Below are 22,500 nucleotides of genomic sequence, written 5' to 3' on the forward strand. Positions count from 1 at the left end.
GGATTTACAAAACCTTAACATTCGATTTATACGCATTTTACACGAACCCTTTACTCTATACGTGTAGGACAAATTACACATTAAACGCAGGGGGAATTCAGGAAATGAAAAAAAACAAATGGATGCTTATGCTTCTGATGGCTGCTGTTATGATCATCGCTGCAGCATGCGGAAATGCAAAGGAAAGCGGCAAGACGGACGGCCAATCTGCAAGTGAGGATAAAAAAGCATCAGGTTCTTTAACCATTTCTGGTTCATCAGCCATGCAGCCGTTAGTACTGGCAGCGGCGGAAAAGTTTATGGAAAAACATCCGGATGCTGATGTGCAGGTGCAAGCGGGAGGTTCAGGAACAGGTCTTTCGCAAGTGTCTGAAGGCGCAGTGCAAATCGGCAACTCAGACGTCTTTGCTGAAGAAAAAGAAGGCATTGATGCGAAAGCCCTGAATGATCACCGTGTAGCGGTAGTTGCGATGGCGGCTGCGGTCAACCCGGGTGCGGGCGTAAAGGATATAACCAAAAAACAGCTGGCAGACGTTTTTACAGGCAAAATCAAAAACTGGAAAGAGCTTGGCGGCAAAGATCAAAAGATTACACTCGTCAACCGTCCTGATTCATCAGGCACACGCGCTACGTTCGTCAAATACGCGCTTGACGGAGCGGAGCCGGCAGAGGGCATCACAGAGGATTCCTCCAATACAGTCAAAAAAATCATTGCAGAAACACCGGGAGCAATCGGTTATCTGGCTTTCTCTTATATAAACGATGACAAAGTAACGCCTTTATCAATCGGCGGCATCAAACCCGAAGAGAAAAATGTCGTCACAGGCGAATATCCGATTTGGGCTTACGAGCACTCTTATACGAAAGGTGAAGCATCTGGCCTGACCAAAACATTTCTTGACTATTTGAACAGCGATGAAGTGCAGAAAAGTATCGTGAAAGATCAGGGCTACATTCCGATCTCTGATATGAAAGTCACACGTGACGCAAAAGGCAAGCAAAGCTGAGGGGAGGGCGGGCTCCCCGTCCTTCTTCTTTATAGGAGTGTAAACAAATGATAAATCACAGAGAAAAAGAGTCTGTAAGCGAACGCTTAATAAGCTCAAAACAAAACAGGCAAATGGATGAAGTCCGCGGAAGAGTGATTGTGTCTGTATGTGCGGCGATTATCATTGGGGCATCAGCGGCAATCACCATCTTTCTCGGCATAAAGGGGCTGCAATCTTTTTTTGTAAATGGTGTAAGCCCGATTGAGTTCTTAACAAGTCTGAATTGGAATCCAACCCAGGCAAAACCTGAGTTCGGCGCGCTGCCTTTTATTTTCGGATCATTCGCGGTCACGGTTCTTTCCGCTCTGATCGCGGCGCCCCTCGGGATTGCGGGTGCCGTGTTTATGACGGAAATTGCGCCGACTTGGGGAAAAAAGGTGCTGCAGCCGGTAATCGAGCTGCTTGTCGGCATTCCGTCCGTCGTTTATGGATTCATAGGTCTTACAGTATTGGTTCCGTTTATCGGATCTTTTAAATCAAGCGGAACGGGTCACAGTCTTCTGGCGGGAACGATCGTACTTTCGGTGATGATTCTGCCGACCATTACGTCGATTTCCGCTGATGCGCTTGCGTCATTACCGAAACATCTTCGTGACGGTTCATATGCGCTCGGTGCGACGAGATGGCAGACAATCAGGAAGGTGCTTATTCCGGCGGCGTCTCCGACATTGCTGACCGCTGTCGTGCTTGGAATGGCAAGAGCGTTCGGAGAAGCTCTCGCCGTACAGATGGTTATCGGAAATACAAAGCTTCTCCCGGAAAGCCTGCTTGATACGGCGGGGACATTAACGACGATTATCACGTTAAACATGGGCCATACCACATACGGAAGTATCGAAAATAACACGCTGTGGTCGATGGGGCTTGTTCTTCTTATCATGTCGTTTCTGTTTATACTGCTCATACGCTACTTGTCATCTAGGAGGAAAGTATAATGAACCGGAAAATAACGGATAAATTGGCCACCGGTGTATTCGGTTTATGCGCCGCTGTGATTGCGGCGATTTTAGCAGGATTGTTTTTGTATATTCTGATTCACGGCGTCTCGGAAATCACATTGCATTTTCTTACGTCAAAATCAAGCGCTATCGCGTCAGGCGGCGGGATACGGGATCAGCTTTTTAACTCCTTTTACATTCTGTTCATCACCATGTTGATCACGATACCGCTTGGTGTGGGGGGCGGCGTCTTTATGGCTGAATATGCGCCGCAAAATAAAATTACTGATTTTATCAGAACATGTATTGAAGTTCTGTCGTCGCTTCCGTCGATTGTCATCGGGATGTTCGGCATGCTGATGTTTGTGAACCTGACGGGGTGGGGATACACGATTATCGGGGGCGCACTCGCCTTAACAGTCTTTAACCTTCCCGTAATGGTCCGGGTGACAGAAGGCGCGCTCACTGCAGTTCCTAAAGAACTGAAAGAAGCTTCTCTCGCTTTAGGCGTATCGAGATGGCATACTGTCAAAACGGTGCTGATTCCGAGCGCGATTCCTTCAATTTTAACCGGAGCCATTTTGGCATCAGGAAGAGTGTTCGGAGAAGCGGCGGCATTGTTATTTACAGCGGGGCTGACAACGCCGCGGCTGAATTTTACCGATTTAAACCCGTTTTCTGAAGCATCTCCTTTAAATATTTTCAGGCCGGCTGAGACGCTGGCGGTTCATATATGGAGTGTCAATACCCAGGGGATTATTCCCGATGCAGAAGCAATAGCAAACGGCGGCTCGGCAGTGCTGGTGATTTCAGTGCTCTTATTTAACCTTTGTGCAAGATGGCTCGGATCTGCTATTTATAAAAAGCTTACGGCAAATTAATCGGAAAGAGGCGAAAATATGATTGATCACATCGTCAGGGAACAAGCGGAACAGACAGAGCGTTCGCCGGGGCCGTCGATTTTGGAAGTGAATCATTTGTCCATTTACTACGGAGACAAACAAGCGGTTAAGCGTGTGAATATGGATATTGAAAAACATGCGGTGACGGCTCTGATCGGCCCGTCCGGCTGCGGGAAATCAACATTTCTGAGGCAGATTAACAGAATGAACGATGCCATCCCTTCTGCAAGAAGCGAGGGGGAAATCCTTTATGAAGGACTGAATATTTTGGGGGAAGAGATTAATGTCGTGTCTCTCAGACGGGAGATCGGTATGGTGTTTCAAAAACCGAATCCGTTCCCCAAATCCATTTACAATAACATCACACATGCGCTGAAGTATGCGGGTGAACGAAGAAAAGCCGTTTTGGACGAAGCGGTAGAGGAAAGCTTAACGAAAGCTGCGCTTTGGGATGAAGTCAAAGACCGTCTTCATTCATCGGCTCTTTCATTATCAGGCGGACAGCAGCAGCGCCTTTGCATCGCCCGGACGCTTGCGATGAAACCTGCCGTGCTTCTTTTAGATGAACCGGCCTCAGCTCTGGACCCCATCTCAAACGCCAGAATCGAGACGCTTTTGACAGAACTGAAAAAAGATTATTCGATTGTTATCGTTACGCATAACATGCAGCAGGCGCTGAGGGTGTCTGACCGCACGGCTTTCTTTTTAAACGGAGAAGTGGTGGAGTACGGACAGACAGAACAGATTTTTACAAGTCCTAAAGAGCAAAAAACGGATGACTATATTAACGGAAAGTTCGGATAGGGGGAAGAACCGTGAGCGTTGTAAAAGAAGCGGTGCACACGCAGAATCTATTTGATATTCAAGGCATGAACGTATGGTACGGAGCTCATCAGGCCTTGAAAAATATTACGATCGGATTTGAGGAGCGGAAGGTCACTGCCATCATCGGTCCGTCCGGCTGCGGGAAATCCACGTTTATTAAAACATTAAACTTAATGCTGCAAATGGCCCCGAATGTCAAAGTGACAGGCGATATGATTTATAACGGGCGCAATCTGCTGAAGGAAAAGACGGATGCGGCAGAATTAAGAAAGCAGATCGGTATGGTGTTTCAAAAAGGCAATCCGTTTCCGCAGTCCATATTTGAGAATGTCGTGTACGGACCGAGAATACACGGCGAAAAAAATAAAAAGAAACTGCTTGAAATCGCCGAAGAATCATTAAAGGCAGCAGCGCTCTGGGATGAAGTGAAGGATCGTCTCCATCAGCAGGCGCTTTCCCTGTCAGGCGGACAGCAGCAGCGGCTGTGCATCGCAAGGGCGCTCGCCACAAAACCGGATGTCCTATTGATGGATGAACCGACGTCTGCTCTTGATCCCGTGTCCACCCGGAAAATAGAAGAGCTGATTCTGACCTTAAAAGAGAAGTATACCATTGTCATTGTGACGCACAACATGCAGCAGGCTGCGAGAGTTTCTGATCAAACCGCGTTTTTCTATATGGGCGAACTTGTAGAGCGGGGCGACACGGGCAAAATCTTTTCCCAGCCGGATCATCAAAAAACACATGATTATATCAGCGGAAAATTCGGATGAAAAAACGGGCCCGGCCATTGACCGGGTCCGTTTTATATTGTCTATTAAAAAAGCCTGCCGGCCGTATCCATGAATGGACGATGCCTGCAAGCTTTTTTAGCGGGTTAATGTTTTGACGATTTTTTTGAAGCTCATATCTGAGTCGACTTTGAAATGGCCGGCGCGGATTTCTTTGTGGTAGCCTGCGTCGATTACGTAATCATTAAAGTCCTTCGCTGAAGGAATAATTCCTTCTTTTTCAAGGATGGATGACACATCAGCCGTGCTCATTCCGTCTTTGATCGTCAGTTTGTATGTGACCTTTTTCTTTTTGGCGTCCGTGTTTTGATCGTTGTTTAACGATTTTTCTTTAGCGTCAAGCAGTTTTTGATAGTCATCCCGTTTGACGGAGACTTTTTGCTGAGAGTCGAGGTAGCTGTTTACTTCTTTTTCTGTCAATGCTGTTTTTTCAGTTTTAACGGCAGCTGCCCGGTCATGGTCAGTCAAATAGAAGACAGCGGCGAGGACGGCCGTCGCTAAAATCATACCTGCTGCAAAAGCCTGAATGCCCCGTTTTGTCATACGAGCACCTTCTCATTATCTTTAATAATGGTATTGACATCCTCGACAGACACGTGTTCCGCTTTTGCGATGGCTTCGGCAGACATCCCGTTGTTATATTTTGAAATGATTTGTTTGGCGATTTTTTGGTTAATGCCGCTGCTTTTGGTTTTGCGGATGACGAGGTTGGTTTCCAGCAATTCTTCTTCAAGCACCGTCATTTTCTTTTTTAACTTGTAAATTTCCTGCATGGCGGAAAGCTGAAGCGTTTCAAGCTCCTGTTCCACGTCTTTCATCGGATCTCTTTGAGAATATGAGAATGCAATAAGCGCTATACTGACGATAAACAACGCAATAATAGCAATTTCCACGTTTCATCACCTTCTATTATTAATTTGCCCTTCTTTTTTATACCATAAAACGCCGCCATTCTAAAGGAAATAGAGAAAAAAACAGAATTTTGTCGGAAAATCTTTTTTATTCGGGGGGCAAACGGATATTTCTCTATAGATTTCGCATATGAAAGCCCTTTTTTGTCCTGTTTCGTCATTTTTTGTATGCATCTTGCGCAAGGCCATTCAGAGGATCAGAAACATAAACTGATGTTTTCTGCATTTAAACAACATTTCATGTAAATCAGCTCTAGCATTCCGTGCATTATAGTGGTATTATGTATAAGTCTGAATAAGTAAATGATATTTAGTTTGGAGGGAAAATAATGCGCGTTAATATTACTTTGGCTTGCACTGAATGTGGTGAGCGTAACTATATTTCTAAAAAGAACAAACGCAACAATCCGGACCGCGTTGAATTTAAAAAATATTGCCCACGTGATAAAAAATCTACGTTACACCGTGAAACAAAATAAGCTGTTTCAAACGGCGGAAAAAGCTGGAGCTTTCAATAAAGTTCTGGCTTTTTTGTCTTTCAGGGAGGTTTGAGAAACGTGAAAGCACAAATCAGAACCGATATAAAAGCAAAGCTTTCCGGCATAACAGAAAGTGAATGGGAGGCAAAAAGCCGCAGCATGCACAAAACGCTGTTTTCTTTAAAAGAATGGAAACAAGCCCGCATGATTGCCGTCACCATCTCGAAACGCTTGGAAATTCCGACACGGCCGATTATTGAACAGGCTTGGAAAGAGGGAAAACAAGTCTGTATCCCGAAATGCTTCCCCCAGACGGGAGCGATGGAATTCCGTACATTTTCTGCTGATGATCAGCTGGAAACCGTATATGCCGGTCTCAGTGAACCGATCGAAAGCCTGACTGAAAAAGCGGCTCAAAAAGACATTGATCTTGTTATTGTGCCCGGTGTGGCTTTTGACCGGGAAGGCTTCAGAATCGGATACGGCGGCGGATATTATGATCGGTTTCTGACCGGTTATGAAGGCCGTACCGTGTCGCTTCTCTTCGACTGCCAGCTGACAGACCGCATTCCCCGCATGCCCCACGATATTCCGGTCGATATGATCGTGACTGAATCTGAAACCATCGCATAAAAAACCTCTTGCACCCGAATAATTCTCGCTGTTTGACAAACGATAGGGGAAGGAGGGATAAAATGAAAAAATTGTTGATCTACTCATTATGCGCCGTCTCTGTTTTAGCCGTTTACCAAAACCGTTACCGTCTGATGAACACCGTGCTCAGCCAGCCAGGGATCAGACGGCCATTTATTCATTTCTTTTTAAAAATACCGTTTATCAGAAATAAGTTCATTCAGCAGGCCTTTTAAACAAATCCCGTTTTTTCAGCGGGATTTTTTGCATGAAAAAACCTGCCTGTAATGACGGCAGGTTTTTCTCGTATTATCAGTTTTTTTTCAGGAAACCGAGAAGGATTGAAATGATCGGTGAAATGTACAGGAAAAAGGTAAACGGCAGGTAGTCGATGACAGAAACCCCTAACGCGCTTGCCATGAAAGCGCCGCTTACTCCCCAAGGAATCAGCGGGTTGATCAATGTTCCGCCGTCCTCAATCGATCGTGCAAGGTGAAGCCGCTTAATGCTGAGCTTGTCATATAAATGTTTATAAGACTGACCCGGAATTAAGATCGACAAGTATTGCTCGCCTGTCGCAAGGTTTACGCCAATGCTTGAGAAGACGGTCGCCATGACAAGACGTCCTTTCGTATGCACGCCTTTTATCAATCCTTGAAGCAGCGCTGCGATCAGGCCTGTTTTTTCCATCAGGCCGCCGAGCGCAAAGGCGATCATGATCAGAGAGACTGATCCCATCATGGATTGGAGTCCGCCTCTGTTGATAATGCTGGCTACAGCCTGGTCGCCGGTTTTAAAAGCCGTGCCGCTTTGCAGGGCAGATATAAATCCTTCAATACTGCTGTCAGGAATAAAAACGGCAGTCAGAAGCCCTGCGGAAATAATACCGGCGGTAAGCACCGGAATAACAGAAACCCGTCTGACCGCCAAAATGATCACCAAAAGAGGTGAAAGAAGCGACCAAGGCGTAACGTGCACGGCCTCTTTAATTCCGGAAATGACTGCCTCAATATTTTGCGTTGAAGCGGCATTTATTGAAACGGATGAACCGAGAAAATAAAAAAGAACGATTGTGATCAAAAGTGCCGGAACGGTCGTGCCCATCATATGGCGGATATGCTTAAAAATCGGAATTTCGCCGATACCGGCGGCAAAATTCGTCGTGTCGGACATCGGTGACATTTTATCACCGAAACAGGCCCCGCAAATAACTGCTCCCGCCGTCCATTCGAGCGGAACTCCCGCCGCGCTTGCCACCCCTAACAGCGCGACGCCGATTGTACTGACAGTTGTCAGACTTGAGCCGACAAGCGTGCTGATGATCATGCATGAAAATAATGCGGTCAAAAGCAGCTGGCTCGGCTGTATAATCGATAAAGCGTAAACGGTGACGGCGGGAATGGCCCCGCTGTACATCCAGGCGCCGATCAGCACACCGATCAAAGCCAGCACGATAATCGGCTGTACACCGTTTTTCAATCCGTTGACAATTCCTTTTTCAAGACTGCCCCACGAGAAACCGAGCCGCAAACCTGCAAGAGACAGAATAATGACACAAAAAAACAGCGGCATATGCGGCTCCGTATGAAAGAAAAACAGGCAGGAAATAATGACTGCTAACATTAAAGCAAATAAACCGATGGCTGAAATGAATGTCAGCCTTTTTTCTTGTTTCAAAACAACACCCCATCAAACTTTAATCCTTTTGTGCTTTTGGGCACGAAAGTATTGTAACAGAAAAACGCATAAATGAGTGTTTTTTTACAATTATGAATATAGATTTTACCAAAATGACACAAGGATATTTTATCCAATTGTTTTTTGCTTGACGCCTGCTTTAGAGATGAAATACGCTTATACTGAGAAGAAAAGAAATGGTGAAGAAGATGAATTCATTTTATGACGTACAGCAGCTGTTTAAGTCATTCGGACATATCGTGTATTTCGGTGACAGACAAGCTGAAATTGACTTTATGAAAGATGAATTAAAGGAAATGTACTTGTCAAACGTGATTGAAAGAGACTTATGGCTGAAGGCCTCCGGAGTTCTACAGCAGGAATCAGAGAGGATCAAAGGAAGAGACAACAGCAGGATTTAATAAGAAAAGGAGATCATTATGGAAGAGACATGGTTTGCGGGGATTGATCTTGGCGGAACAACTATCAAGCTGGCCTTTATCAATATGTACGGTGAAATCCAGCATAAATGGGAGGTTCCGACCGATAAGACAGGAAACACTATAACGGTCACGATTGCAAAAGCGCTTGACCAGAAGCTGGAAGAATTGAACAAGCCGAAACGAATCTTGAAATGGATCGGCATGGGAGCGCCCGGACCCGTGGAAATAGCGACGGGGATGGTTTATGAGACGACTAATATGGGATGGAAAAACTATCCTTTGAAAGACCATCTTGAGGCGGAAACGGGTATTCCGGCCGTTATTGAAAACGATGCCAATATCGCGGCGCTCGGAGAAATGTGGAAAGGCGCAGGTGACGGAGCCAAAGATGTCATTTTAGTGACGCTCGGAACCGGTGTCGGCGGAGGCATCATCGTCAACGGCGAAATCGTTCACGGTAAAAACGGGGCCGGCGGAGAAATCGGTCATATTTGCAGCATTCCGGAAGGCGGAGCTCCGTGCAACTGCGGAAAATCCGGGTGTATCGAAACGATTGCGTCCGCAACCGGCATCGTCCGCATCGCAAAAGAAAAACTTGCGTCGGTTTCCGACTCTTCGCTCTTGCAGGTGCGTGATCTGACGGCACGTGACGTGTTCGATGCGGCAAAACAGCAGGATAAAACTGCGCTTGAAGTCGTTGATTATGTCGCAAAACATTTAGGCCTCGTGCTCGGAAATCTGGCAAGCGCTATGAATCCGACGAAAATCGTGCTCGGCGGAGGCGTATCTAAAGCAGGCGAAATACTGCGGTCAAAAGTGGAAGAGACCTTCAAAATCACCGCGTTCCCGCGTTCTGCGGAAGCGGCCGATATTTCGATTGCGGCACTGGGAAATGACGCCGGAGTCATTGGCGGAGCGTGGATTGCCAAAAATGAATGGCTTAAATATCAAAACTGCTGAGAAAGTCTGCCTGCCCATATAGCGGGCGGCTTTCTTTTTTTATCTCCCCTGTCATATAGTTTTAAAAAAGGGGGATGAACATGGCGGGAATTCGTGTCAAACCTGAAATAAAAAGGCATATGAAAGATGTCGCACAGGTGCTTTCAATTGATGAAAAACTGTTGGAAGACGCCAATAAAACGGCGGAAAGCGATGAATTATTTTGTCCCGGCCTCCTCGTGAGCGGTCAGCCAGAATGTCCGATAGAAACGCTTAACGGGCTTTCGCAATACATCCGGCAGTGTAAGAGCGTTCTTTCTTCTGATCAATGGGTGAAGGAAGAAAAGGTGTACGGCGCTCAGTTGCTCTATGAAGAAATTGAGAAAATAATCGATGTCTTTCCATTTGTCACGTGCCGTAAAATCGGCAGTTCCGTTTTGGGAAAACCGCTCTATGAGCTGAGAATAGGCGCGGATACGGCCGAGAGAAACGTGCATGTAAACGCCTCTTTTCATGCCAATGAATGGATTACCACGTCGGTTGCGATTAAATGGTGCAAAGAATATTGCGCGGCATTATGCGAAAATAAAACCGTTTTCGGACATTCCGCCATTGATATATTCAGCCGGACATCCTTATCATTCGTTCCGCTCGTAAATCCCGACGGTGTGGATCTCGTACTTTACGGATGTGCAGATTTATCAGAAAAAAATGAATTTCTCAACGGATTAAATGAGCACCGCCCGGATTTCCGCGAATGGAAGGCGAATATAAACGGCGTTGATTTAAATAAACATTTCCCATCGAATTGGGAGATTGAACAGAGGCGCAAACCGAAGGCTCCCTCGTACCGTGATTTTCCGGGCACGGCGCCGCTCACTGAACCGGAGGCGCAGGCGATGCACCGGCTGATAACGGAGCAGCCGCCTGACAGGCTGATCGCGCTTCATACACAGGGAGAAGAGATTTATTGGGGGTACGAAGGATGTGAACCGGAGCAATCATCTGAGGTCATCCGGGAGTTTGAAGCGATAAGCGGAAACCGCTATCAAGGTGTAAAAACCATTGACAGCCATGCCGGTTTCAGGGATTGGTTTATACAGCAATACGGAAAAGAGGGCTATACCGTTGAGCTCGGAAAGGGAAAAAATCCTTTGCCTTTTCATCAGTTTTCGGATATTTATCAAGCGACGGAAGGAATATTGTGGAGGGCGCTTGTTTTTTGAGACATCTGTGAAATTTCTCATTTGTTTATATTAACAAATATGGGACAATAGAAAAGAATGGAGGGAAGGCTGGTGAGATACTTGTGTTGTGTTCTGCTGTCCGCATTCGTTCTGTGTTTAGCGGCCTGTGAACCATCTCATCAGCAGCCTGACACAGACGTCTCAGCAAAAGCAGCAGAACAGAAAATCGTTCCGCTCAGTAAAAATGAAGCGGAGAAAACGGAAGGATGGCTGGATAACAGGACCATTCTGTATACATCACATGATCAGCTGATGAAATATGATCTTTTCAGCGGAAAATCCGAACGGCTCTGCGAAACAAAGGGCCATATTGTCAATGTAAAGATCAGCCTGAAAAAAAAGCTGATTCTCGTTCAGGTGACAAACAGCGGACAGACTGAGCTTGTGCTCATGAACAAGCAGGGGAAAAGACTTTATCACAAAGCCTTTAATTCTTATGAGCTGGAGACGGCTTGGAATCCATATGACCCGTACCAAATGATGATTACCGTTTTTTCTGAAACATGGGACTTCACAACCTATACAGCCGATATGAAACACGGCATTTTAAAAATAAGTCCCGTTCAGGCCCCTTTTGTCCATTGGATGTCCTCCGATGAATTTCAATATATTAAGCAAGGAAAAACGGAGGAAGAGGGCCCTTTATATTCCTATGATCTGGAGACGGCAAAAGAAAAAAGAGTGCTCCAACATGTCATCTGGGCAGATTCCCGCCCGGGTATGACGCTTGCCGTCAGACAAACGGATAAACCGGACGGCGACGGCGAGTTCCTTTTCCAAAAGCCGGCATCTGTGACACACCGTTTTCCTCTTCAAAAAAAGTATGAGAGCTTTGCGCCGATGGAATATGATTACGATCAGACCCACAAGCGGTTTTACACGTTTAAGCCGGAGGGCCGGTTATACAGGCTGATCAGCTTTGACTTGGGGGACAAACGGGAGCGGACGGTGCTTAACAATACGGAAATGGAACCGATTCAGATCTCTCCGAACGGGGAATACGCTTTATACGGCTTTACGTATGACCGGCTGATATCTCTGAAAACAGGACTGACAGAACCAATCATAACAAATGAAAAAGGAGTTTGAATCAAATGCCAATTGCAGATGTGACAATCATTCCGATCGGAACAAAAACACCGAGCGTCAGTGAGTATGTAGCGGATGTGCAAAAGATTTTGGAAGGCTACAAAGCAGCCGGCAAAATCAAATTTCAGCTCACACCGATGAACACTTTGATTGAAGGAGAGCTGAGCGACTTGTTCGCGGTCATTCAGGAGATTCACGAAGCCCCGTTCCAAAAAGGGCTGCACAGAGTGGCGACCAATATCCGCATTGATGACAGGCGTGATAAAGAAACGACGCTGGAGAGCAAAATCAAAAGTGTCAGCAAACATTTGCAGCAATAAAAAATAAGCCTGTATCCTAATGGATACAGGCTTTTAATGTGCAGTCGGATAGCCGCTTGTAACAACGGTCATGACGGTAAACCAGCCGAACACGCCCAGTGTGGCGGCGGCTAACAAAAATCCCAGGATATTTCTCTGTCTGACAGCCCGCAGGACTCCTAACACAGCTAATAATGCGACAAGGCCGAAGATTACAACAAGTAACATCATGCTCCCCCTTTGTCATTGGAACCTGAAAATCTTTCCATTTTATTTTAACCGTTTTCATTTTGTTTGTCGATAGTGTTTTCCCAGCCGCATTCATTGAATCTTCGGCAGAAAACCTTCATAATAAGGGCATATACATAAAGAGGTGATGAAAGTGAAATGGAGACGAATGCCGGCCGGTCCGATTCAGGCAAACGCATATTTCCTCGTCAGTGAGGATCAATCCTGTCTGATTTTCGATCCGGGCGGGGAAGCGGACAAACTCAACAATTACATAAAAGAAAACAATTTGAAGCCGCTTGCGATCTTGCTGACGCACGCCCATTTTGACCATATCGGCGCGCTTGACGAGGTAAGAGACAGATGGGATGTTCCCGTATATCTTCACAAAAATGAAGAAAAGTGGCTGGAGGACTCTTCCTTAAACGGATCAGGCATATTGCGCGGCATTGCTGTCACGGCACGGCCCGCCGATCGGCTGATTGAAGGCGACGGCATATTGGACATCGGTCCTTTCCATTTGGAGACGCTGTTTACGCCGGGTCATTCACCTGGAAGCGTTTCTTATTATGTGAAGGACGCTGATTTGGTGATTTCAGGCGATGTTCTCTTTCAGGGAGGCATCGGCCGGACGGATTTACATGGAGGAAATCAAGACGTATTGCTTGATTCCATCCATCAAAAACTGCTCACGCTTCCCGGGCATACACTTGTGTTAAGCGGTCACGGCGCGGAAACGGACATCCAGACAGAGCAGGAGCGAAATCCGTTTATTAATGGATTTTCATTGTAAACGAAAAAAGACAGACCGTAATCGGTCTGTCTTTTTCAGTCAGTGGGTTCCGCCGCCCGGTGTCATAATAAAAATAGAGTAATATGTAAATCCGGCGAAAAATACGGTTAAGTACGCTCCGAAAATATAAATATACATCCGCTCAGTCAGATTCAAATAAGAAAGAAATACGAAAAAGATCGTCTGTCCAAAAAACAAAAGAGATGCGTCTTTCATGCCGCCTAAAAAAAACATGACTGCAAAAATCCCCGTCCAAAATCCTAACACCCGGAACATGCGATTCATTCCTTATCCCCTCCCGAGAGTCTATCTGAAGTTTATTATAATAGATCGGCAGTTAAAATGTAAACATTTTCATGATTATATTTATTGTGGAATTTATGTCTTTCCCTGTGTTTTATATCTTATGCCGTTCTCTAAAAAAGATCCGAAAAATCTTTTTGAAATACGTTTAGTGAAAAAAAGTTCAGGGTACTTATGTTAACAAAGAGACGGATTATCCGAGGGAGGAATTTTTAAAAATGAAAGAACTTATTTTTTATTCATACCCGAGCTGCACATCTTGCCGAAAAACGAAACATTGGTTAAAAGCCCACAATATTGACTTTCAAGAGCGCCACCTATTCAGGGAGACACCGTCAATTGATGAATTGAAGCAAATCTTATCCTTAACAACCGAAGGAATTGATGAAATATTAGCGACGAGGAGCCAAACATTTAAAAACCTCAACCTGAACATTGAAGAAATGACTGTAAATGAAGTGCTGAAGCTTTTGACTGAAAATCCGAAGCTGCTGCGGCGTCCGATCCTGATCGATCGCAAAAAGCTCGTTATCGGATATAATCCAGGAGAATTGATGAAGCTGACGAAGAAAAAAACGGTGCATCAATCTGTATCATAAGAAAAAAACGAAGATCCGCTGATCAAACATCATCAGCTAATCTTCGTTTTTTGCGGTTCCAGGACTGGGCTAGCTGGATTCGAACCAACGATCACGGAGTCAAAGTCCATTGCCTTACCGCTTGGCTATAGCCCATCGAATGCTAATTACAGTATGTGCATCCGGCGCCGGTTTATACATACAAGTCAGATTTGAATGGAGGAAACCCGTGAAACATTTAAATGAAGTATTATCTCAAGTATTAATTGAAGAATCAGGCGAAATCATACGTCAATGGCTGCTCATCCCCGAACCGGGGCGGCCTTCAGAGGATCAGAAAGCGGAAACGCAGCAGCGCCTGTTAATTGAAATCGTTGCTGGCATTTTATCAGGGAAAGACGGCGGAGAAGAGGAGCTGACAAAGTGGGCGCTGCAGTTTGCAAGAGACCGGGCCGTGCATGAAGTCCCTGTCTATGAAAGCGTCGCAAGCTTTAAAGAATTCCGGAGATTGGTCTGGAACCGCATACAGACATGCAGTGAAACGATGTCTGAGAAGCCTGATACAAATGCGGTATTTACATGGGGAGAGAAGCTGAACAAAGCAATTGACCATATGATTGAAGTATTTACAGAGGAATATCATAAAGTGACAATAACGCAATTAAACGCCCAAAAAGAAATGATTAACGAACTAAGCGCGCCGATTATGCCGATTGCCGACGGTATTGGAATTTTGCCGCTTGTCGGCGAAATTGACACTTACCGGGCAAAAATGATTTTGGAATCGGTGCTTGACCAATGTTCTTCGCTCCGGCTTTCTTATTTATTTCTAGATATATCAGGTGTGCCGATTGTGGATACGATGGTCGCTTATCAAATTTTTAAAGTGATTGACAGCACAAAACTTCTTGGCATAGAAACGACAATCTCAGGCATCCGGCCGGAAATCGCCCAAACCGTCGTGAAGCTCGGCATCGACTTTTCTCATGTGAAAACGGAGCAGAGTCTGGCGAAGGCGCTGGCAAAAAACGGTTTTGTCGTAAAAGAATCATTAAGATGATATAAAGCTGAATGGCCGAGGGGGATTCCCCCCTCAGCTATTCAGCTTTGTCAGCTTCAATCGTAATGATATGATGGCTGTCGATTTCTTTTACCGTAAATGTGTACCCTTCAAAATCAATGGTGCTTCCGGGTTTTGCATCAATATGCTGAGTAAGGAACCAGCCCCCGAGTGTATCGACTTGATCAGCCGTAATCTCAGTTCCGAGTACGTCATTGACGTCACTGATCAGCAATTTGGCGTTCAGAAGATAACGGCTGTCTCCAAGCTTTTGAACAGAAGGTGTCTCATCCGTATCAAATTCGTCCCGGATCTCGCCGACGATCTCTTCAATGATGTCTTCCACGGTTACTAATCCCGCGGTTCCGCCGTACTCATCAATGAGAATGGCCATATGGGCGTGTTCCCGCTGCATTTTTACGAACAATTGATAAATCGGGATCGTCTCAATCACGTGGATGGCCGGCTGAATGTAAGGGCTGAGCTCGTGTTTTGTAAACGATGCCCCTTCAGACAGGAATCTGAATAAAACTTCTTTTATATTGATGATGCCGACAACATGATCTTTATCTCCCTTTACGACAGGATAACGGGTATATTTATTTGTTTTGATAATGTCGCGGAGCATATGTCCTGAACCGCTGTCTAACGGCAGGCTCACCATTTCATTCCGCGGCACCATGATTTCTTTCGCTGTGCGCTTATCAAATGTAAAAATGTTATTTACGTAATGCAGCTCGCTTTTTTTAATCATGCCGCTTCGGTAGCTTTCGGCAAGCAGCACCCGCAATTCTTCTTCCGTATAAGCCATTTCATGTTCTGAAGCCGGCTTCAAGCCGAACAGGGCTGTAATCAGGCGGGCGGAATGATTAAGCAGCCAGATGAACGGAAACATTAACTTATAAAACAAAATGATCGGTCTGGCAAACAAAAGCGTAATCCGCTCGGCTTTTTGAATGGCAAAACTTTTCGGCGCGAGTTCACCGATGACAACATTCACATATGTAACAAGCAGAAATGCGATAATCAGTGAAAGTACATGGGAAACCGCTTCATGAAGCCCGGTTTTTAAAAATAACGGCTGAAGCATTGCTTTGACTGTCGGTTCACCAAGCCAGCCGAGTCCCAAGGCGGTTACGGTGATGCCCAATTGGCACGCCGATAAATATTCATCAAGGTGTGTAATGACATGCTTGGCTGCTTTTGCCCCTTTCACACCTTCCTGAATGAGCTGATTGATGCGGGAGCGCCTTGCTTTAACGATTGAAAACTCGATGGCGACAAAACACGCCGTTAATAAAATAAATAGTACGATGGCAGTCAGTTTGATGATATACAATGTAACGCCTTCCGCGAAGGAAGGCTTGCACCTCCCTTTTTTCGGAATAATACCACTCTGGAAAGCTGCTCAAACATCAAACCTGGTTTAGCCTGCTTCATTTACGGTAATTAAAAAAGAAAGCGAAACTGGAGGCTGACAAGAGATGAAGGTACATTCAGGGACGGACTGGTTTTGGTACCAGCTCGGTCCGCATGAAAAAGCAGAAGCAAAAAAAATGATCCACCACAATCACTGGCCGCAATGCGAAAAGTGGTTTGAACATGAAAATCATATAAACTTTCTGCGCGCAGATACAAATGATCAGAATAATGAAGCGGTTTTCGGCTCTTTAATCTATCATCAAGGATTAGATGATGAAAAAAACCATACCGTATTTCACTTTTATATTACGAGAGACTTCTTTTTTACGATTAATTTTGATTTTTCGCTGCTGCGCGGTGTAAAAGAAAAGCATGCCACACAGCAGATTCAAACCTGTGAAAATCCGATTGAAGGCTTTTTTGTTCTGCTGGGAGAGCTGATGAATTCCTATCTGATCGGACTGGATGAATTTGAAGTCAAGCAGCGGACGCTGAAATGGCAGATTCATGATGACAACAGCAAAGGAATCTTGGAAAACGTGCATAAGCTGCGCCACGAGCTGTTCATTTGGAAAGGCCTGATACTGGGGGCTAAAAAAGTGGAAATGGCTTTAAAAGAAGCGTTTCTTCCGAAAAATGACAGGCAAAAAGATTACCTCAGGGCTCATCAAAAGATGGAAAGAGGGATTACATATATCAATGAGTTCGATCAGGAGCTGAGCAATCTGCTGCATGCCGAGGAAGTCATTACCTCTCAAAGAGGAAATGAAATTGTAAAAGCATTGACGATCTTTACAACTCTCTTTACACCGATGACGGCGCTTGGCGCTCTCTGGGGGATGAACTTTGATAATATGCCGGAGCTTCATTGGAAATATTCGTATATTTGTTCCATCGTGATTATTATCGTATCAACCCTGCTGATTTACATTTATCTGCGGCAGAAGGGCTGGACAGGGGATATTCTGCGGGAGAATCAAAAGAAATATTTGCGGAAAGAAAAGAAACGCTAAGAAGAGCAGGCACACGCCTGCTTTTTTGGCGGCTGAAAATGACTGAATGGTTCCCAATTTCATTCAGTAAATCAATATCATGCAGCTGATTTTTGATTTTTTTACGTTTTACACTGTGTAAAAAGCATCATTTCTCTTTTGCCGGCTCTTGTCTATTTGATTTACAATACGTGTCGGAAGGAGGGAAATCTTATGGAGAATATTGAAACATACAGCAGGAACATTATAAACGAGGCCTATACGGCAAGAGCTTCAGATATACACATTGTGCCGCGTGAAAGGGATGCTTTCATTCATTTTCGCATTGGTCATGCTCTTGTGAAAAAAAGAGTCTTAAAAAAAGAGGAATGCGTAAGGCTTATTTCTCATTTTAAGTTTTTATCGGCGATGGATATAGGAGAAAGACGAAAGCCGCAAAACGGATCATTGTCTCTGCCGCTTCCATCCGAAACCGTTCATTTAAGGATGTCAACCTTACCGACAATGAATGATGAAAGTCTTGTCATCAGGCTTTTGCCTAAGCGGCAGATTCCCCCTCTGGATAAACTGTCCTTATTTCCGGGGGCAGGCGCCGCACTATTGTCCTTTCTGAAGCATTCCCACGGCCTGATTCTTTTTACCGGTCCGACCGGATCTGGAAAAACGACCACTCTCTATTCGCTTGTCAATTATGCAAAACGTCATTTCAACCGGCGGATTGTCACGCTTGAAGATCCCGTAGAAACGAGAGATGAAGATGTTTTACAAGTTCAAGTGAATGAAAAAGCCGGAGTCACATATTCCGCCGGTTTAAAAGCGATTTTAAGACATGACCCCGATATGATCATCTTAGGGGAAATCAGGGATGCCGAGACGGCTGAAATTGCAGTCCGCGCGGCTATGACGGGGCACCTCGTTCTTTCAAGCCTGCATACAAGAGATGCTAAGGGCGCTATATACAGGCTGCTGGAGTTTGGGGTGAACATGACGGAAATTGAACAAACCGTTATTGCCATTGCCGCTCAGCGTCTGGTTGATTTAACGTGTCCGTTTTGCAAAGCGGAAAACTGCTCCGTGTACTGCCGGCTTTACAGGCAGACGCGCCGTGCGGGAATCTATGAACTGCTTTACGGGAAAAATCTCACCCAATGCTTTCAGGAAGCAAAAGGAGAGCACGCCAATTTTCAATATCAGACGCTCCGCAGGCTGATCCGAAAAGGAATCGCGCTCGGCTATGTCACGACTGACAACTACGATCGGTGGGTGTATCATGAAGCGGATTAAAAGAACCTGGCCGTTGAAAGATCAAGCGGCTTTTTTGAAAAGGCTCGGTGAAATGGCCGAAAAAGGGTACAGTCTGATCGAAGGGCTCAGACTGCTGAAACTCCAGCTTCATAAACGCCAGCTTGCAGAGCTGACGGACGGAATCCGCCGGCTGAGGGAGGGCGATGCGTTTTACGAAGTGCTTGAGGCATTGTCTTTTCATAAAGAAGCCGTCTCTATCTGCTATTTTGCGGAAAAACATGGAGAATTGCCCGGGGCGATGAAACAAAGCGGCGAATTGTTACAGAGAAAGCTCATGCAGACGAATCAAGTCAAAAAAATGCTCCGGTATCCGATGTTTTTAATCTGCTCCGTCTGTGTCATGTTTTATATCTTGCAAAGTTTAATTATTCCGCAGTTTTCTGGGATTTATCAATCAATGAATATGAATACTTCCGATGCGACTGCTTTCATCTTTGCGTTTTTTCAGCATTTTCACGAAGCTTGCGCACTGGCGCTGTCCGCCGCTTTCTGCTTGTTTTTGTTCGTTTGGTTTTTATGTAAGAAAAAATCCCCGCAAGACAAAATGCTTATTGTTGTGAAAATCCCCTTAATAGGAAAAGCAGCCGTTCTTTTTAACAGCTACTTTTTCTCTTTACAGCTCAGCAGTCTTCTGAAATCCGGTCTTTCTATCTATGACAGCTTAACGGCTTTTAAGGAACAATCTTTTCTGCCTTTTTATCGTGAAGAAGCGGATATGCTCATTACACGTTTGAAAGCAGGTGAGACAATAGAATCCGCTCTTTCCGGGCATCCGTGTTATGAAAAAGATTTAGCGGCTGCAGTCAGCCACGGACAGGCAAACGGCAGGCTTCATCGCGAGCTTTATACGTACAGTCAGTTTATGATGGAGCGCCTTGAACAAAACGCGGAGAAGTATACAGGCATTCTCCAGCCTGTCATTTACGGCGTTGTAGCCGGTATGATTCTGATTGTCTATATGTCAATGCTGATGCCGATGTACCAGATGATGAACCAAATGTAAGGGAGTGCTTCGTCTGAAAAATCAAGATGGATTTACTTTAATTGAAATGCTGATCGTGTTATTTATCGTTTCAATTCTGCTTTTAATAACGATTCCTAACGTTACAAAACATAATCAAAGCATACAGCATAAAGGCTGTGAAGGACTGCAGAATATGGTGAAAGCCCAAGTGACGGCGTACGAAATCGACCATGAAGGAAAAATGCCGGATATGAAAGACTTACAATCAGAGGGATATATCAAAAAGAATACAGCCTGTCCGAATGGAAAACAGATCTTAATTAGCGGCGGGGAAGTTACAGTTGAACAATAACAGGCTGACAGAAAGCGGATTCACGCTTCTTGAAAGCCTGATTGTGTTAAGCCTGGCGTCCGTTCTGCTGACGGTCTTGTTCACGGCGCTTCCTCCGGTTTATACCCATCTGACCGTTCGGCAAAAAACAGAACAGCTCCAAAAAGATATTCAGCTTGTTCAGGAAACGGCTGTCGCAGAGCATAAAAGAACAAAAATCATTTTTCTCCCCAAAGAGCATAAATACAAGTTCCAGTCAGCCGGAAAGGCTGTCGAGCGTTCATTTGATTCGCTTCATATGACACTTATGACCTTGCCGGAGAGCCTTGAATTTAATGAAAAAGGCCATCCGAATTCCGGCGGAAAGATTCAATTGAAGCACGCAGGGGTCACTTATGAAATAACAGTTTACCTAGGGAGCGGAAATGTCCATGCAGAACGGAAGTAAAGGATTCTCTACTATTGAAACACTATCAGCAATGGCCATTTGGCTGTTTCTTATGATTTCTATCGTTCCGGTCTGGACGGACCTGCTGACGGATAATCTAAAAACAGAGGAACGCCAAAAAGCGCGCCAGCTTCTCCAGGAACGCATCAGCGCTTATATGATGTCCGGAAAAAAGCAGCCGTCTCCCGGTGTGACGTGGAAGGAGGAAGGTGATTATTACAAAGTCTGTGCGGCTGTCCGCGGCGAAAAAGAAATGTGTCTCAGCATTCTCAAAACAGACTGGCTTTACGCTTCTTAATGTTTTGTTTTCCTTGGCAGTCTGTCTCTTCTTATCAAGCACCCTGAGCCCGATTTTACATTTGTTTTTATCCGGCCAAAGCGATAACGGCGGAATAGACAGCCGGGAGTATCATATTGCCGTTCAGCAGATTATGAATGAATGTAAACAGGCCGAGACTGTAAAGCCGGCGGACGGCGGACAGGCATTAAGCTGCCGGAAAGCAGGAGGCGAAGAAGTGCGTTTTGAAATCTACCATACGATGATAAGGAAAAGAGTGAACGGAAAAGGCCACGTGCCGATCCTGCATCATGCGGCATCTTTAACGGCTGGTGTGAAAAACGGCCTGCTTTTATTAGAGATCTCAAGCGATACAGGTAAAAAGAATCAGGCGGCCATTCCGATTTACAGCTCTTTAAAAGGTGATTAAATGTACAAATCTGACGGGTTTATATATCCTGCGGTTCTGTTTGTTTCTGCCGCGGTTTTACTTGTCATCAGCTATACTTCATCTGATTTCATCACCCGAAAAACCTTTGCAAAAGAGGCCGGGGAGTACTGGATCGGTGAGAACCTGCTTCAAAACGGCGCGCTGCTGTCAAGCCGTCATGTGATACAGGGACAAAAGGGCCGAACCGGTACACATCGTTTTCCATACGGAACCGTTTCCTTTCAGATCACCGAAAGCGGTAAGCGGGAAACGGTTCAGGTTACAATTCAGGCGGAAACAGCGTCAGGGACGAGACGGGAGGTTCACCTTTTGTTCAATCAGAAGAAGAAACAGCTGATTCAATGGACAGAAGTATAAAAAAGAGGCGGCGGGACAACACTTCATAGTAAAGACAGCAATATGAGGTGAGAGCCGTGAAAACAAACGATTATGTAAAATATATGACTGAGCAATTCGTTAAATATTTCGATACGCCGAAACAGGAACGGAAAGAGCGAAAAGAAGTGCGGAAAGAAAAGAAAGTGCCGGCTTCCCAGCACTGGTTCGGAATATTGCCGTATAGTTTTAAGCTGTGGATGCAGCGGAAAAAATAAAGTGTAGCACACGAAAGGTCCTCCTGATACAGGAGGGCCTTTATTGGTATTCCTCAATGACGGCAATTTTATTTACTTTTTGGCTGTAGGGATTAAAAGAAATCGTAACAAACACACCAAATTCTTTAGCGCCTTCCCGTAATGTCAGGTGGTATTGTTTTACCGCTTCATCTGTTCTTTTACGGTCCCACACCTTTTGAATAAATAACGTTTGAGCGAGCGGATATCTTTTTTTAGCTTCTTTTTCCGCGATTTTTTCCCATTTTGATTTATGGTGAACAGCATAATAAGGCGCCGCTTCCGCCTGATCCATTCCTGAAACCCCGAAAACAAGAAGAGAAAGGCAAATCAGACTTTGTTTGATCATCATTCTTCGTCCCTTCGCTATATATTATTCCCAATTTGTTTTGAACACTTCATTATTTTCTCACGTTTTATTAGAAAAAATTCCAAAAAGGTGTGTAATTTGGAGCAAAACGATGTTTTTAAAAGATTATATTCTTAAAAACGAACAATTTGACCGTTTTTGACAT

32 protein-coding genes and 1 tRNA gene are annotated in these 22,500 nt (G+C 45.1%); 25 read left to right on the plus strand and 8 right to left on the minus strand.

Annotated features, from left to right (window positions below; all coding sequences use genetic code 11):
- The first annotated feature begins 104 nt into the window (after window positions 1-104).
- Genes AUL54_RS18195 through pstB (AUL54_RS18215) form a run of 5 tightly spaced genes read left to right on the plus strand, consistent with a single transcriptional unit; the run spans window position 105 to window position 4,487 of the window.
- Window positions 105-1,007, plus strand: a complete 903-nt coding sequence (locus AUL54_RS18195; protein ID WP_060964750.1) for a phosphate ABC transporter substrate-binding protein — start codon at window positions 105-107, stop codon at window positions 1,005-1,007.
- 47 nt (window positions 1,008-1,054) lie between these two features.
- A complete protein-coding gene (pstC, locus tag AUL54_RS18200; protein WP_060964751.1) occupies window positions 1,055-1,984 on the plus strand; it encodes a phosphate ABC transporter permease subunit PstC in 930 nt (309 codons plus the stop codon).
- Window positions 1,984-2,868: a phosphate ABC transporter permease PstA gene (gene pstA / locus AUL54_RS18205; RefSeq protein ID WP_016938946.1), complete on the plus strand. Its 885-nt coding sequence runs from the start codon at window positions 1,984-1,986 to the stop codon at window positions 2,866-2,868. Before pstC ends, pstA begins: the two co-directional genes overlap by 1 nt.
- Before the next feature lie 18 nt (window positions 2,869-2,886).
- Window positions 2,887-3,693 carry a phosphate ABC transporter ATP-binding protein PstB gene (pstB, locus tag AUL54_RS18210; protein WP_060964752.1) on the plus strand — a complete coding sequence of 269 codons (807 nt, stop codon included), beginning with the start codon at window positions 2,887-2,889 and terminating at the stop codon, window positions 3,691-3,693.
- 11 nt (window positions 3,694-3,704) lie between these two features.
- The gene (gene pstB, locus AUL54_RS18215; protein ID WP_060964753.1) at window positions 3,705-4,487 is read left to right on the plus strand and encodes a phosphate ABC transporter ATP-binding protein PstB; all 783 of its coding nucleotides are present in this window, start codon (window positions 3,705-3,707) and stop codon (window positions 4,485-4,487) included.
- A 96-nt stretch (window positions 4,488-4,583) separates the two neighbouring features.
- Here the strand turns inward: pstB (AUL54_RS18215) and AUL54_RS18220 are convergent, their stop codons facing one another.
- Entirely contained in the window at window positions 4,584-5,048 is a 465-nt protein-coding gene (locus tag AUL54_RS18220; protein WP_060964754.1) for an endolytic transglycosylase MltG, read from the minus strand.
- A complete protein-coding gene (locus tag AUL54_RS18225) occupies window positions 5,045-5,398 on the minus strand; it encodes a hypothetical protein (protein WP_016938950.1) in 354 nt (117 codons plus the stop codon). Before AUL54_RS18225 ends, AUL54_RS18220 begins: the two co-directional genes overlap by 4 nt.
- A 347-nt stretch (window positions 5,399-5,745) precedes the next feature.
- On the opposite strand from AUL54_RS18225, the gene rpmG reads away from it, so the two are divergent.
- From rpmG to AUL54_RS21285, 3 genes are all read left to right on the plus strand, one after another.
- On the plus strand, window positions 5,746-5,895 hold the full coding sequence (gene rpmG / locus AUL54_RS20915) for a 50S ribosomal protein L33 (RefSeq protein WP_003153056.1): 150 nt from the start codon (window positions 5,746-5,748) through the stop codon (window positions 5,893-5,895).
- A gap of 78 nt (window positions 5,896-5,973) precedes the next feature.
- Entirely contained in the window at window positions 5,974-6,528 is a 555-nt protein-coding gene (locus tag AUL54_RS18230) for a 5-formyltetrahydrofolate cyclo-ligase (RefSeq protein ID WP_060964755.1), read from the plus strand.
- A 62-nt stretch (window positions 6,529-6,590) separates the two neighbouring features.
- On the plus strand, window positions 6,591-6,764 hold the full coding sequence (locus tag AUL54_RS21285) for a hypothetical protein (protein ID WP_101605444.1): 174 nt from the start codon (window positions 6,591-6,593) through the stop codon (window positions 6,762-6,764).
- Window positions 6,765-6,840: 76 nt separating this feature from the next.
- Here AUL54_RS21285 and nhaC read toward each other — a convergent pair whose 3' ends face one another.
- Window positions 6,841-8,151 carry a Na+/H+ antiporter NhaC gene (nhaC, locus tag AUL54_RS18235; RefSeq protein WP_060965135.1) on the minus strand — a complete coding sequence of 437 codons (1,311 nt, stop codon included), beginning with the start codon at window positions 8,149-8,151 and terminating at the stop codon, window positions 6,841-6,843.
- A gap of 263 nt (window positions 8,152-8,414) precedes the next feature.
- On the opposite strand from nhaC, the gene AUL54_RS18240 reads away from it, so the two are divergent.
- The 5 genes from AUL54_RS18240 to AUL54_RS18260 all read left to right on the plus strand — a co-directional run bounded on the left by AUL54_RS18240 (window position 8,415) and on the right by AUL54_RS18260 (window position 12,243).
- The gene (locus AUL54_RS18240; RefSeq protein WP_235588381.1) at window positions 8,415-8,627 is read left to right on the plus strand and encodes a YqgQ family protein; all 213 of its coding nucleotides are present in this window, start codon (window positions 8,415-8,417) and stop codon (window positions 8,625-8,627) included.
- Window positions 8,628-8,645: 18 nt separating this feature from the next.
- On the plus strand, window positions 8,646-9,608 hold the full coding sequence (gene glcK / locus AUL54_RS18245) for a glucose kinase GlcK (RefSeq protein WP_016938955.1): 963 nt from the start codon (window positions 8,646-8,648) through the stop codon (window positions 9,606-9,608).
- 80 nt (window positions 9,609-9,688) lie between these two features.
- Entirely contained in the window at window positions 9,689-10,813 is a 1,125-nt protein-coding gene (locus tag AUL54_RS18250) for a M14 family metallopeptidase (protein WP_060964757.1), read from the plus strand.
- 72 nt (window positions 10,814-10,885) lie between these two features.
- Window positions 10,886-11,923 carry a YqgU-like beta propeller domain-containing protein gene (locus AUL54_RS18255; protein WP_060964758.1) on the plus strand — a complete coding sequence of 346 codons (1,038 nt, stop codon included), beginning with the start codon at window positions 10,886-10,888 and terminating at the stop codon, window positions 11,921-11,923.
- Between the two features lie 5 nt (window positions 11,924-11,928).
- On the plus strand, window positions 11,929-12,243 hold the full coding sequence (locus tag AUL54_RS18260) for an MTH1187 family thiamine-binding protein (RefSeq protein ID WP_060964759.1): 315 nt from the start codon (window positions 11,929-11,931) through the stop codon (window positions 12,241-12,243).
- Window positions 12,244-12,276: 33 nt separating this feature from the next.
- On the opposite strand, the gene AUL54_RS20920 is transcribed toward AUL54_RS18260, so the two are convergent.
- A complete protein-coding gene (locus AUL54_RS20920; protein ID WP_003153076.1) occupies window positions 12,277-12,450 on the minus strand; it encodes a DUF2759 domain-containing protein in 174 nt (57 codons plus the stop codon).
- 154 nt (window positions 12,451-12,604) lie between these two features.
- On the opposite strand from AUL54_RS20920, the gene AUL54_RS18265 reads away from it, so the two are divergent.
- Window positions 12,605-13,243 (plus strand): MBL fold metallo-hydrolase, encoded by a 639-nt coding sequence (locus tag AUL54_RS18265; RefSeq protein WP_016938959.1) that lies wholly within the window; start codon window positions 12,605-12,607, stop codon window positions 13,241-13,243.
- Window positions 13,244-13,282: 39 nt separating this feature from the next.
- Here the strand turns inward: AUL54_RS18265 and AUL54_RS18270 are convergent, their stop codons facing one another.
- Complete coding sequence (locus tag AUL54_RS18270) at window positions 13,283-13,528, minus strand: DUF2626 domain-containing protein (protein WP_003153078.1); 246 nt, start codon at window positions 13,526-13,528, stop codon at window positions 13,283-13,285.
- A gap of 236 nt (window positions 13,529-13,764) precedes the next feature.
- Between AUL54_RS18270 and AUL54_RS18275 the strand changes: the two genes are divergently transcribed.
- Window positions 13,765-14,145, plus strand: coding sequence for a Spx/MgsR family RNA polymerase-binding regulatory protein (locus AUL54_RS18275; RefSeq protein WP_060964760.1), 381 nt, complete (start codon window positions 13,765-13,767; stop codon window positions 14,143-14,145).
- Between the two features lie 64 nt (window positions 14,146-14,209).
- Here AUL54_RS18275 and AUL54_RS18280 read toward each other — a convergent pair.
- Window positions 14,210-14,280: transfer RNA gene (locus AUL54_RS18280), tRNA-Gln, on the minus strand.
- A gap of 73 nt (window positions 14,281-14,353) precedes the next feature.
- Between AUL54_RS18280 and AUL54_RS18285 the strand changes: the two genes are divergently transcribed.
- The gene (locus tag AUL54_RS18285; protein WP_060964761.1) at window positions 14,354-15,184 is read left to right on the plus strand and encodes an STAS domain-containing protein; all 831 of its coding nucleotides are present in this window, start codon (window positions 14,354-14,356) and stop codon (window positions 15,182-15,184) included.
- Between the two features lie 37 nt (window positions 15,185-15,221).
- Here the strand turns inward: AUL54_RS18285 and AUL54_RS18290 are convergent, their stop codons facing one another.
- Window positions 15,222-16,523: a hemolysin family protein gene (locus AUL54_RS18290; protein ID WP_060964762.1), complete on the minus strand. Its 1,302-nt coding sequence runs from the start codon at window positions 16,521-16,523 to the stop codon at window positions 15,222-15,224.
- A gap of 145 nt (window positions 16,524-16,668) precedes the next feature.
- Between AUL54_RS18290 and AUL54_RS18295 the strand changes: the two genes are divergently transcribed.
- The 9 genes from AUL54_RS18295 to AUL54_RS18335 all read left to right on the plus strand — a co-directional run bounded on the left by AUL54_RS18295 (window position 16,669) and on the right by AUL54_RS18335 (window position 21,967).
- On the plus strand, window positions 16,669-17,619 hold the full coding sequence (locus AUL54_RS18295) for a magnesium transporter CorA family protein (RefSeq protein ID WP_060964763.1): 951 nt from the start codon (window positions 16,669-16,671) through the stop codon (window positions 17,617-17,619).
- Between the two features lie 192 nt (window positions 17,620-17,811).
- Entirely contained in the window at window positions 17,812-18,882 is a 1,071-nt protein-coding gene (comGA, locus tag AUL54_RS18300; RefSeq protein WP_045926720.1) for a competence type IV pilus ATPase ComGA, read from the plus strand.
- On the plus strand, window positions 18,869-19,906 hold the full coding sequence (comGB, locus tag AUL54_RS18305; protein WP_060964764.1) for a competence type IV pilus assembly protein ComGB: 1,038 nt from the start codon (window positions 18,869-18,871) through the stop codon (window positions 19,904-19,906). The genes comGA and comGB overlap by 14 nt, the downstream gene beginning before the upstream one ends.
- Before the next feature lie 46 nt (window positions 19,907-19,952).
- A complete protein-coding gene (comGC, locus tag AUL54_RS18310) occupies window positions 19,953-20,219 on the plus strand; it encodes a competence type IV pilus major pilin ComGC (RefSeq protein WP_045926801.1) in 267 nt (88 codons plus the stop codon).
- Window positions 20,209-20,646, plus strand: coding sequence for a competence type IV pilus minor pilin ComGD (gene comGD / locus AUL54_RS18315; protein WP_060964765.1), 438 nt, complete (start codon window positions 20,209-20,211; stop codon window positions 20,644-20,646). The genes comGC and comGD overlap by 11 nt, the downstream gene beginning before the upstream one ends.
- A complete protein-coding gene (comGE, locus tag AUL54_RS18320; protein WP_060964766.1) occupies window positions 20,630-20,944 on the plus strand; it encodes a competence type IV pilus minor pilin ComGE in 315 nt (104 codons plus the stop codon). The genes comGD and comGE overlap by 17 nt, the downstream gene beginning before the upstream one ends.
- Window positions 20,856-21,353 carry a competence type IV pilus minor pilin ComGF gene (gene comGF / locus AUL54_RS18325; RefSeq protein ID WP_235588382.1) on the plus strand — a complete coding sequence of 166 codons (498 nt, stop codon included), beginning with the start codon at window positions 20,856-20,858 and terminating at the stop codon, window positions 21,351-21,353. The genes comGE and comGF overlap by 89 nt, the downstream gene beginning before the upstream one ends.
- A complete protein-coding gene (gene comGG, locus AUL54_RS18330; protein ID WP_060964768.1) occupies window positions 21,354-21,731 on the plus strand; it encodes a competence type IV pilus minor pilin ComGG in 378 nt (125 codons plus the stop codon).
- A gap of 56 nt (window positions 21,732-21,787) precedes the next feature.
- A complete protein-coding gene (locus AUL54_RS18335; RefSeq protein ID WP_022552966.1) occupies window positions 21,788-21,967 on the plus strand; it encodes a YqzE family protein in 180 nt (59 codons plus the stop codon).
- A 40-nt stretch (window positions 21,968-22,007) separates the two neighbouring features.
- Here AUL54_RS18335 and AUL54_RS18340 read toward each other — a convergent pair whose 3' ends face one another.
- Complete coding sequence (locus AUL54_RS18340; RefSeq protein ID WP_016938972.1) at window positions 22,008-22,337, minus strand: DUF3889 domain-containing protein; 330 nt, start codon at window positions 22,335-22,337, stop codon at window positions 22,008-22,010.
- Window positions 22,338-22,500 lie beyond the last annotated feature (163 nt).

This window comes from Bacillus sp. SDLI1 (genome assembly GCF_001553895.1).
Taxonomy (GTDB): domain Bacteria; phylum Bacillota; class Bacilli; order Bacillales; family Bacillaceae; genus Bacillus; species Bacillus siamensis.

What these genes read in the sequence shown, in the direction of transcription:
- AUL54_RS18195 (WP_060964750.1), top strand. Translation starts at nt 105, where the DNA reads ATGAAAAAAAACAAATGGATGCTTATGCTTCTGATGGCTGCTGTTATG.
- pstC (WP_060964751.1), top strand. Translation starts at nt 1,055, where the DNA reads ATGATAAATCACAGAGAAAAAGAGTCTGTAAGCGAACGCTTAATAAGC.
- pstA (WP_016938946.1), top strand. Translation starts at nt 1,984, where the DNA reads ATGAACCGGAAAATAACGGATAAATTGGCCACCGGTGTATTCGGTTTA.
- pstB (WP_060964752.1), top strand. Translation starts at nt 2,887, where the DNA reads ATGATTGATCACATCGTCAGGGAACAAGCGGAACAGACAGAGCGTTCG.
- AUL54_RS18220 (WP_060964754.1), bottom strand. Translation starts at nt 5,048, where the DNA reads ATGACAAAACGGGGCATTCAGGCTTTTGCAGCAGGTATGATTTTAGCG.
- rpmG (WP_003153056.1), top strand. Translation starts at nt 5,746, where the DNA reads ATGCGCGTTAATATTACTTTGGCTTGCACTGAATGTGGTGAGCGTAAC.
- AUL54_RS21285 (WP_101605444.1), top strand. Translation starts at nt 6,591, where the DNA reads ATGAAAAAATTGTTGATCTACTCATTATGCGCCGTCTCTGTTTTAGCC.
- nhaC (WP_060965135.1), bottom strand. Translation starts at nt 8,151, where the DNA reads ATGTTAGCAGTCATTATTTCCTGCCTGTTTTTCTTTCATACGGAGCCG.
- AUL54_RS18240 (WP_235588381.1), top strand. Translation starts at nt 8,415, where the DNA reads ATGAATTCATTTTATGACGTACAGCAGCTGTTTAAGTCATTCGGACAT.
- glcK (WP_016938955.1), top strand. Translation starts at nt 8,646, where the DNA reads ATGGAAGAGACATGGTTTGCGGGGATTGATCTTGGCGGAACAACTATC.
- AUL54_RS18250 (WP_060964757.1), top strand. Translation starts at nt 9,689, where the DNA reads ATGGCGGGAATTCGTGTCAAACCTGAAATAAAAAGGCATATGAAAGAT.
- AUL54_RS18260 (WP_060964759.1), top strand. Translation starts at nt 11,929, where the DNA reads ATGCCAATTGCAGATGTGACAATCATTCCGATCGGAACAAAAACACCG.
- AUL54_RS20920 (WP_003153076.1), bottom strand. Translation starts at nt 12,450, where the DNA reads ATGTTACTTGTTGTAATCTTCGGCCTTGTCGCATTATTAGCTGTGTTA.
- AUL54_RS18270 (WP_003153078.1), bottom strand. Translation starts at nt 13,528, where the DNA reads ATGAATCGCATGTTCCGGGTGTTAGGATTTTGGACGGGGATTTTTGCA.
- AUL54_RS18275 (WP_060964760.1), top strand. Translation starts at nt 13,765, where the DNA reads ATGAAAGAACTTATTTTTTATTCATACCCGAGCTGCACATCTTGCCGA.
- AUL54_RS18295 (WP_060964763.1), top strand. Translation starts at nt 16,669, where the DNA reads ATGAAGGTACATTCAGGGACGGACTGGTTTTGGTACCAGCTCGGTCCG.
- comGA (WP_045926720.1), top strand. Translation starts at nt 17,812, where the DNA reads ATGGAGAATATTGAAACATACAGCAGGAACATTATAAACGAGGCCTAT.
- comGB (WP_060964764.1), top strand. Translation starts at nt 18,869, where the DNA reads ATGAAGCGGATTAAAAGAACCTGGCCGTTGAAAGATCAAGCGGCTTTT.
- comGC (WP_045926801.1), top strand. Translation starts at nt 19,953, where the DNA reads ATGCTGATCGTGTTATTTATCGTTTCAATTCTGCTTTTAATAACGATT.
- comGE (WP_060964766.1), top strand. Translation starts at nt 20,630, where the DNA reads ATGCAGAACGGAAGTAAAGGATTCTCTACTATTGAAACACTATCAGCA.
- comGG (WP_060964768.1), top strand. Translation starts at nt 21,354, where the DNA reads ATGTACAAATCTGACGGGTTTATATATCCTGCGGTTCTGTTTGTTTCT.
- AUL54_RS18340 (WP_016938972.1), bottom strand. Translation starts at nt 22,337, where the DNA reads ATGATGATCAAACAAAGTCTGATTTGCCTTTCTCTTCTTGTTTTCGGG.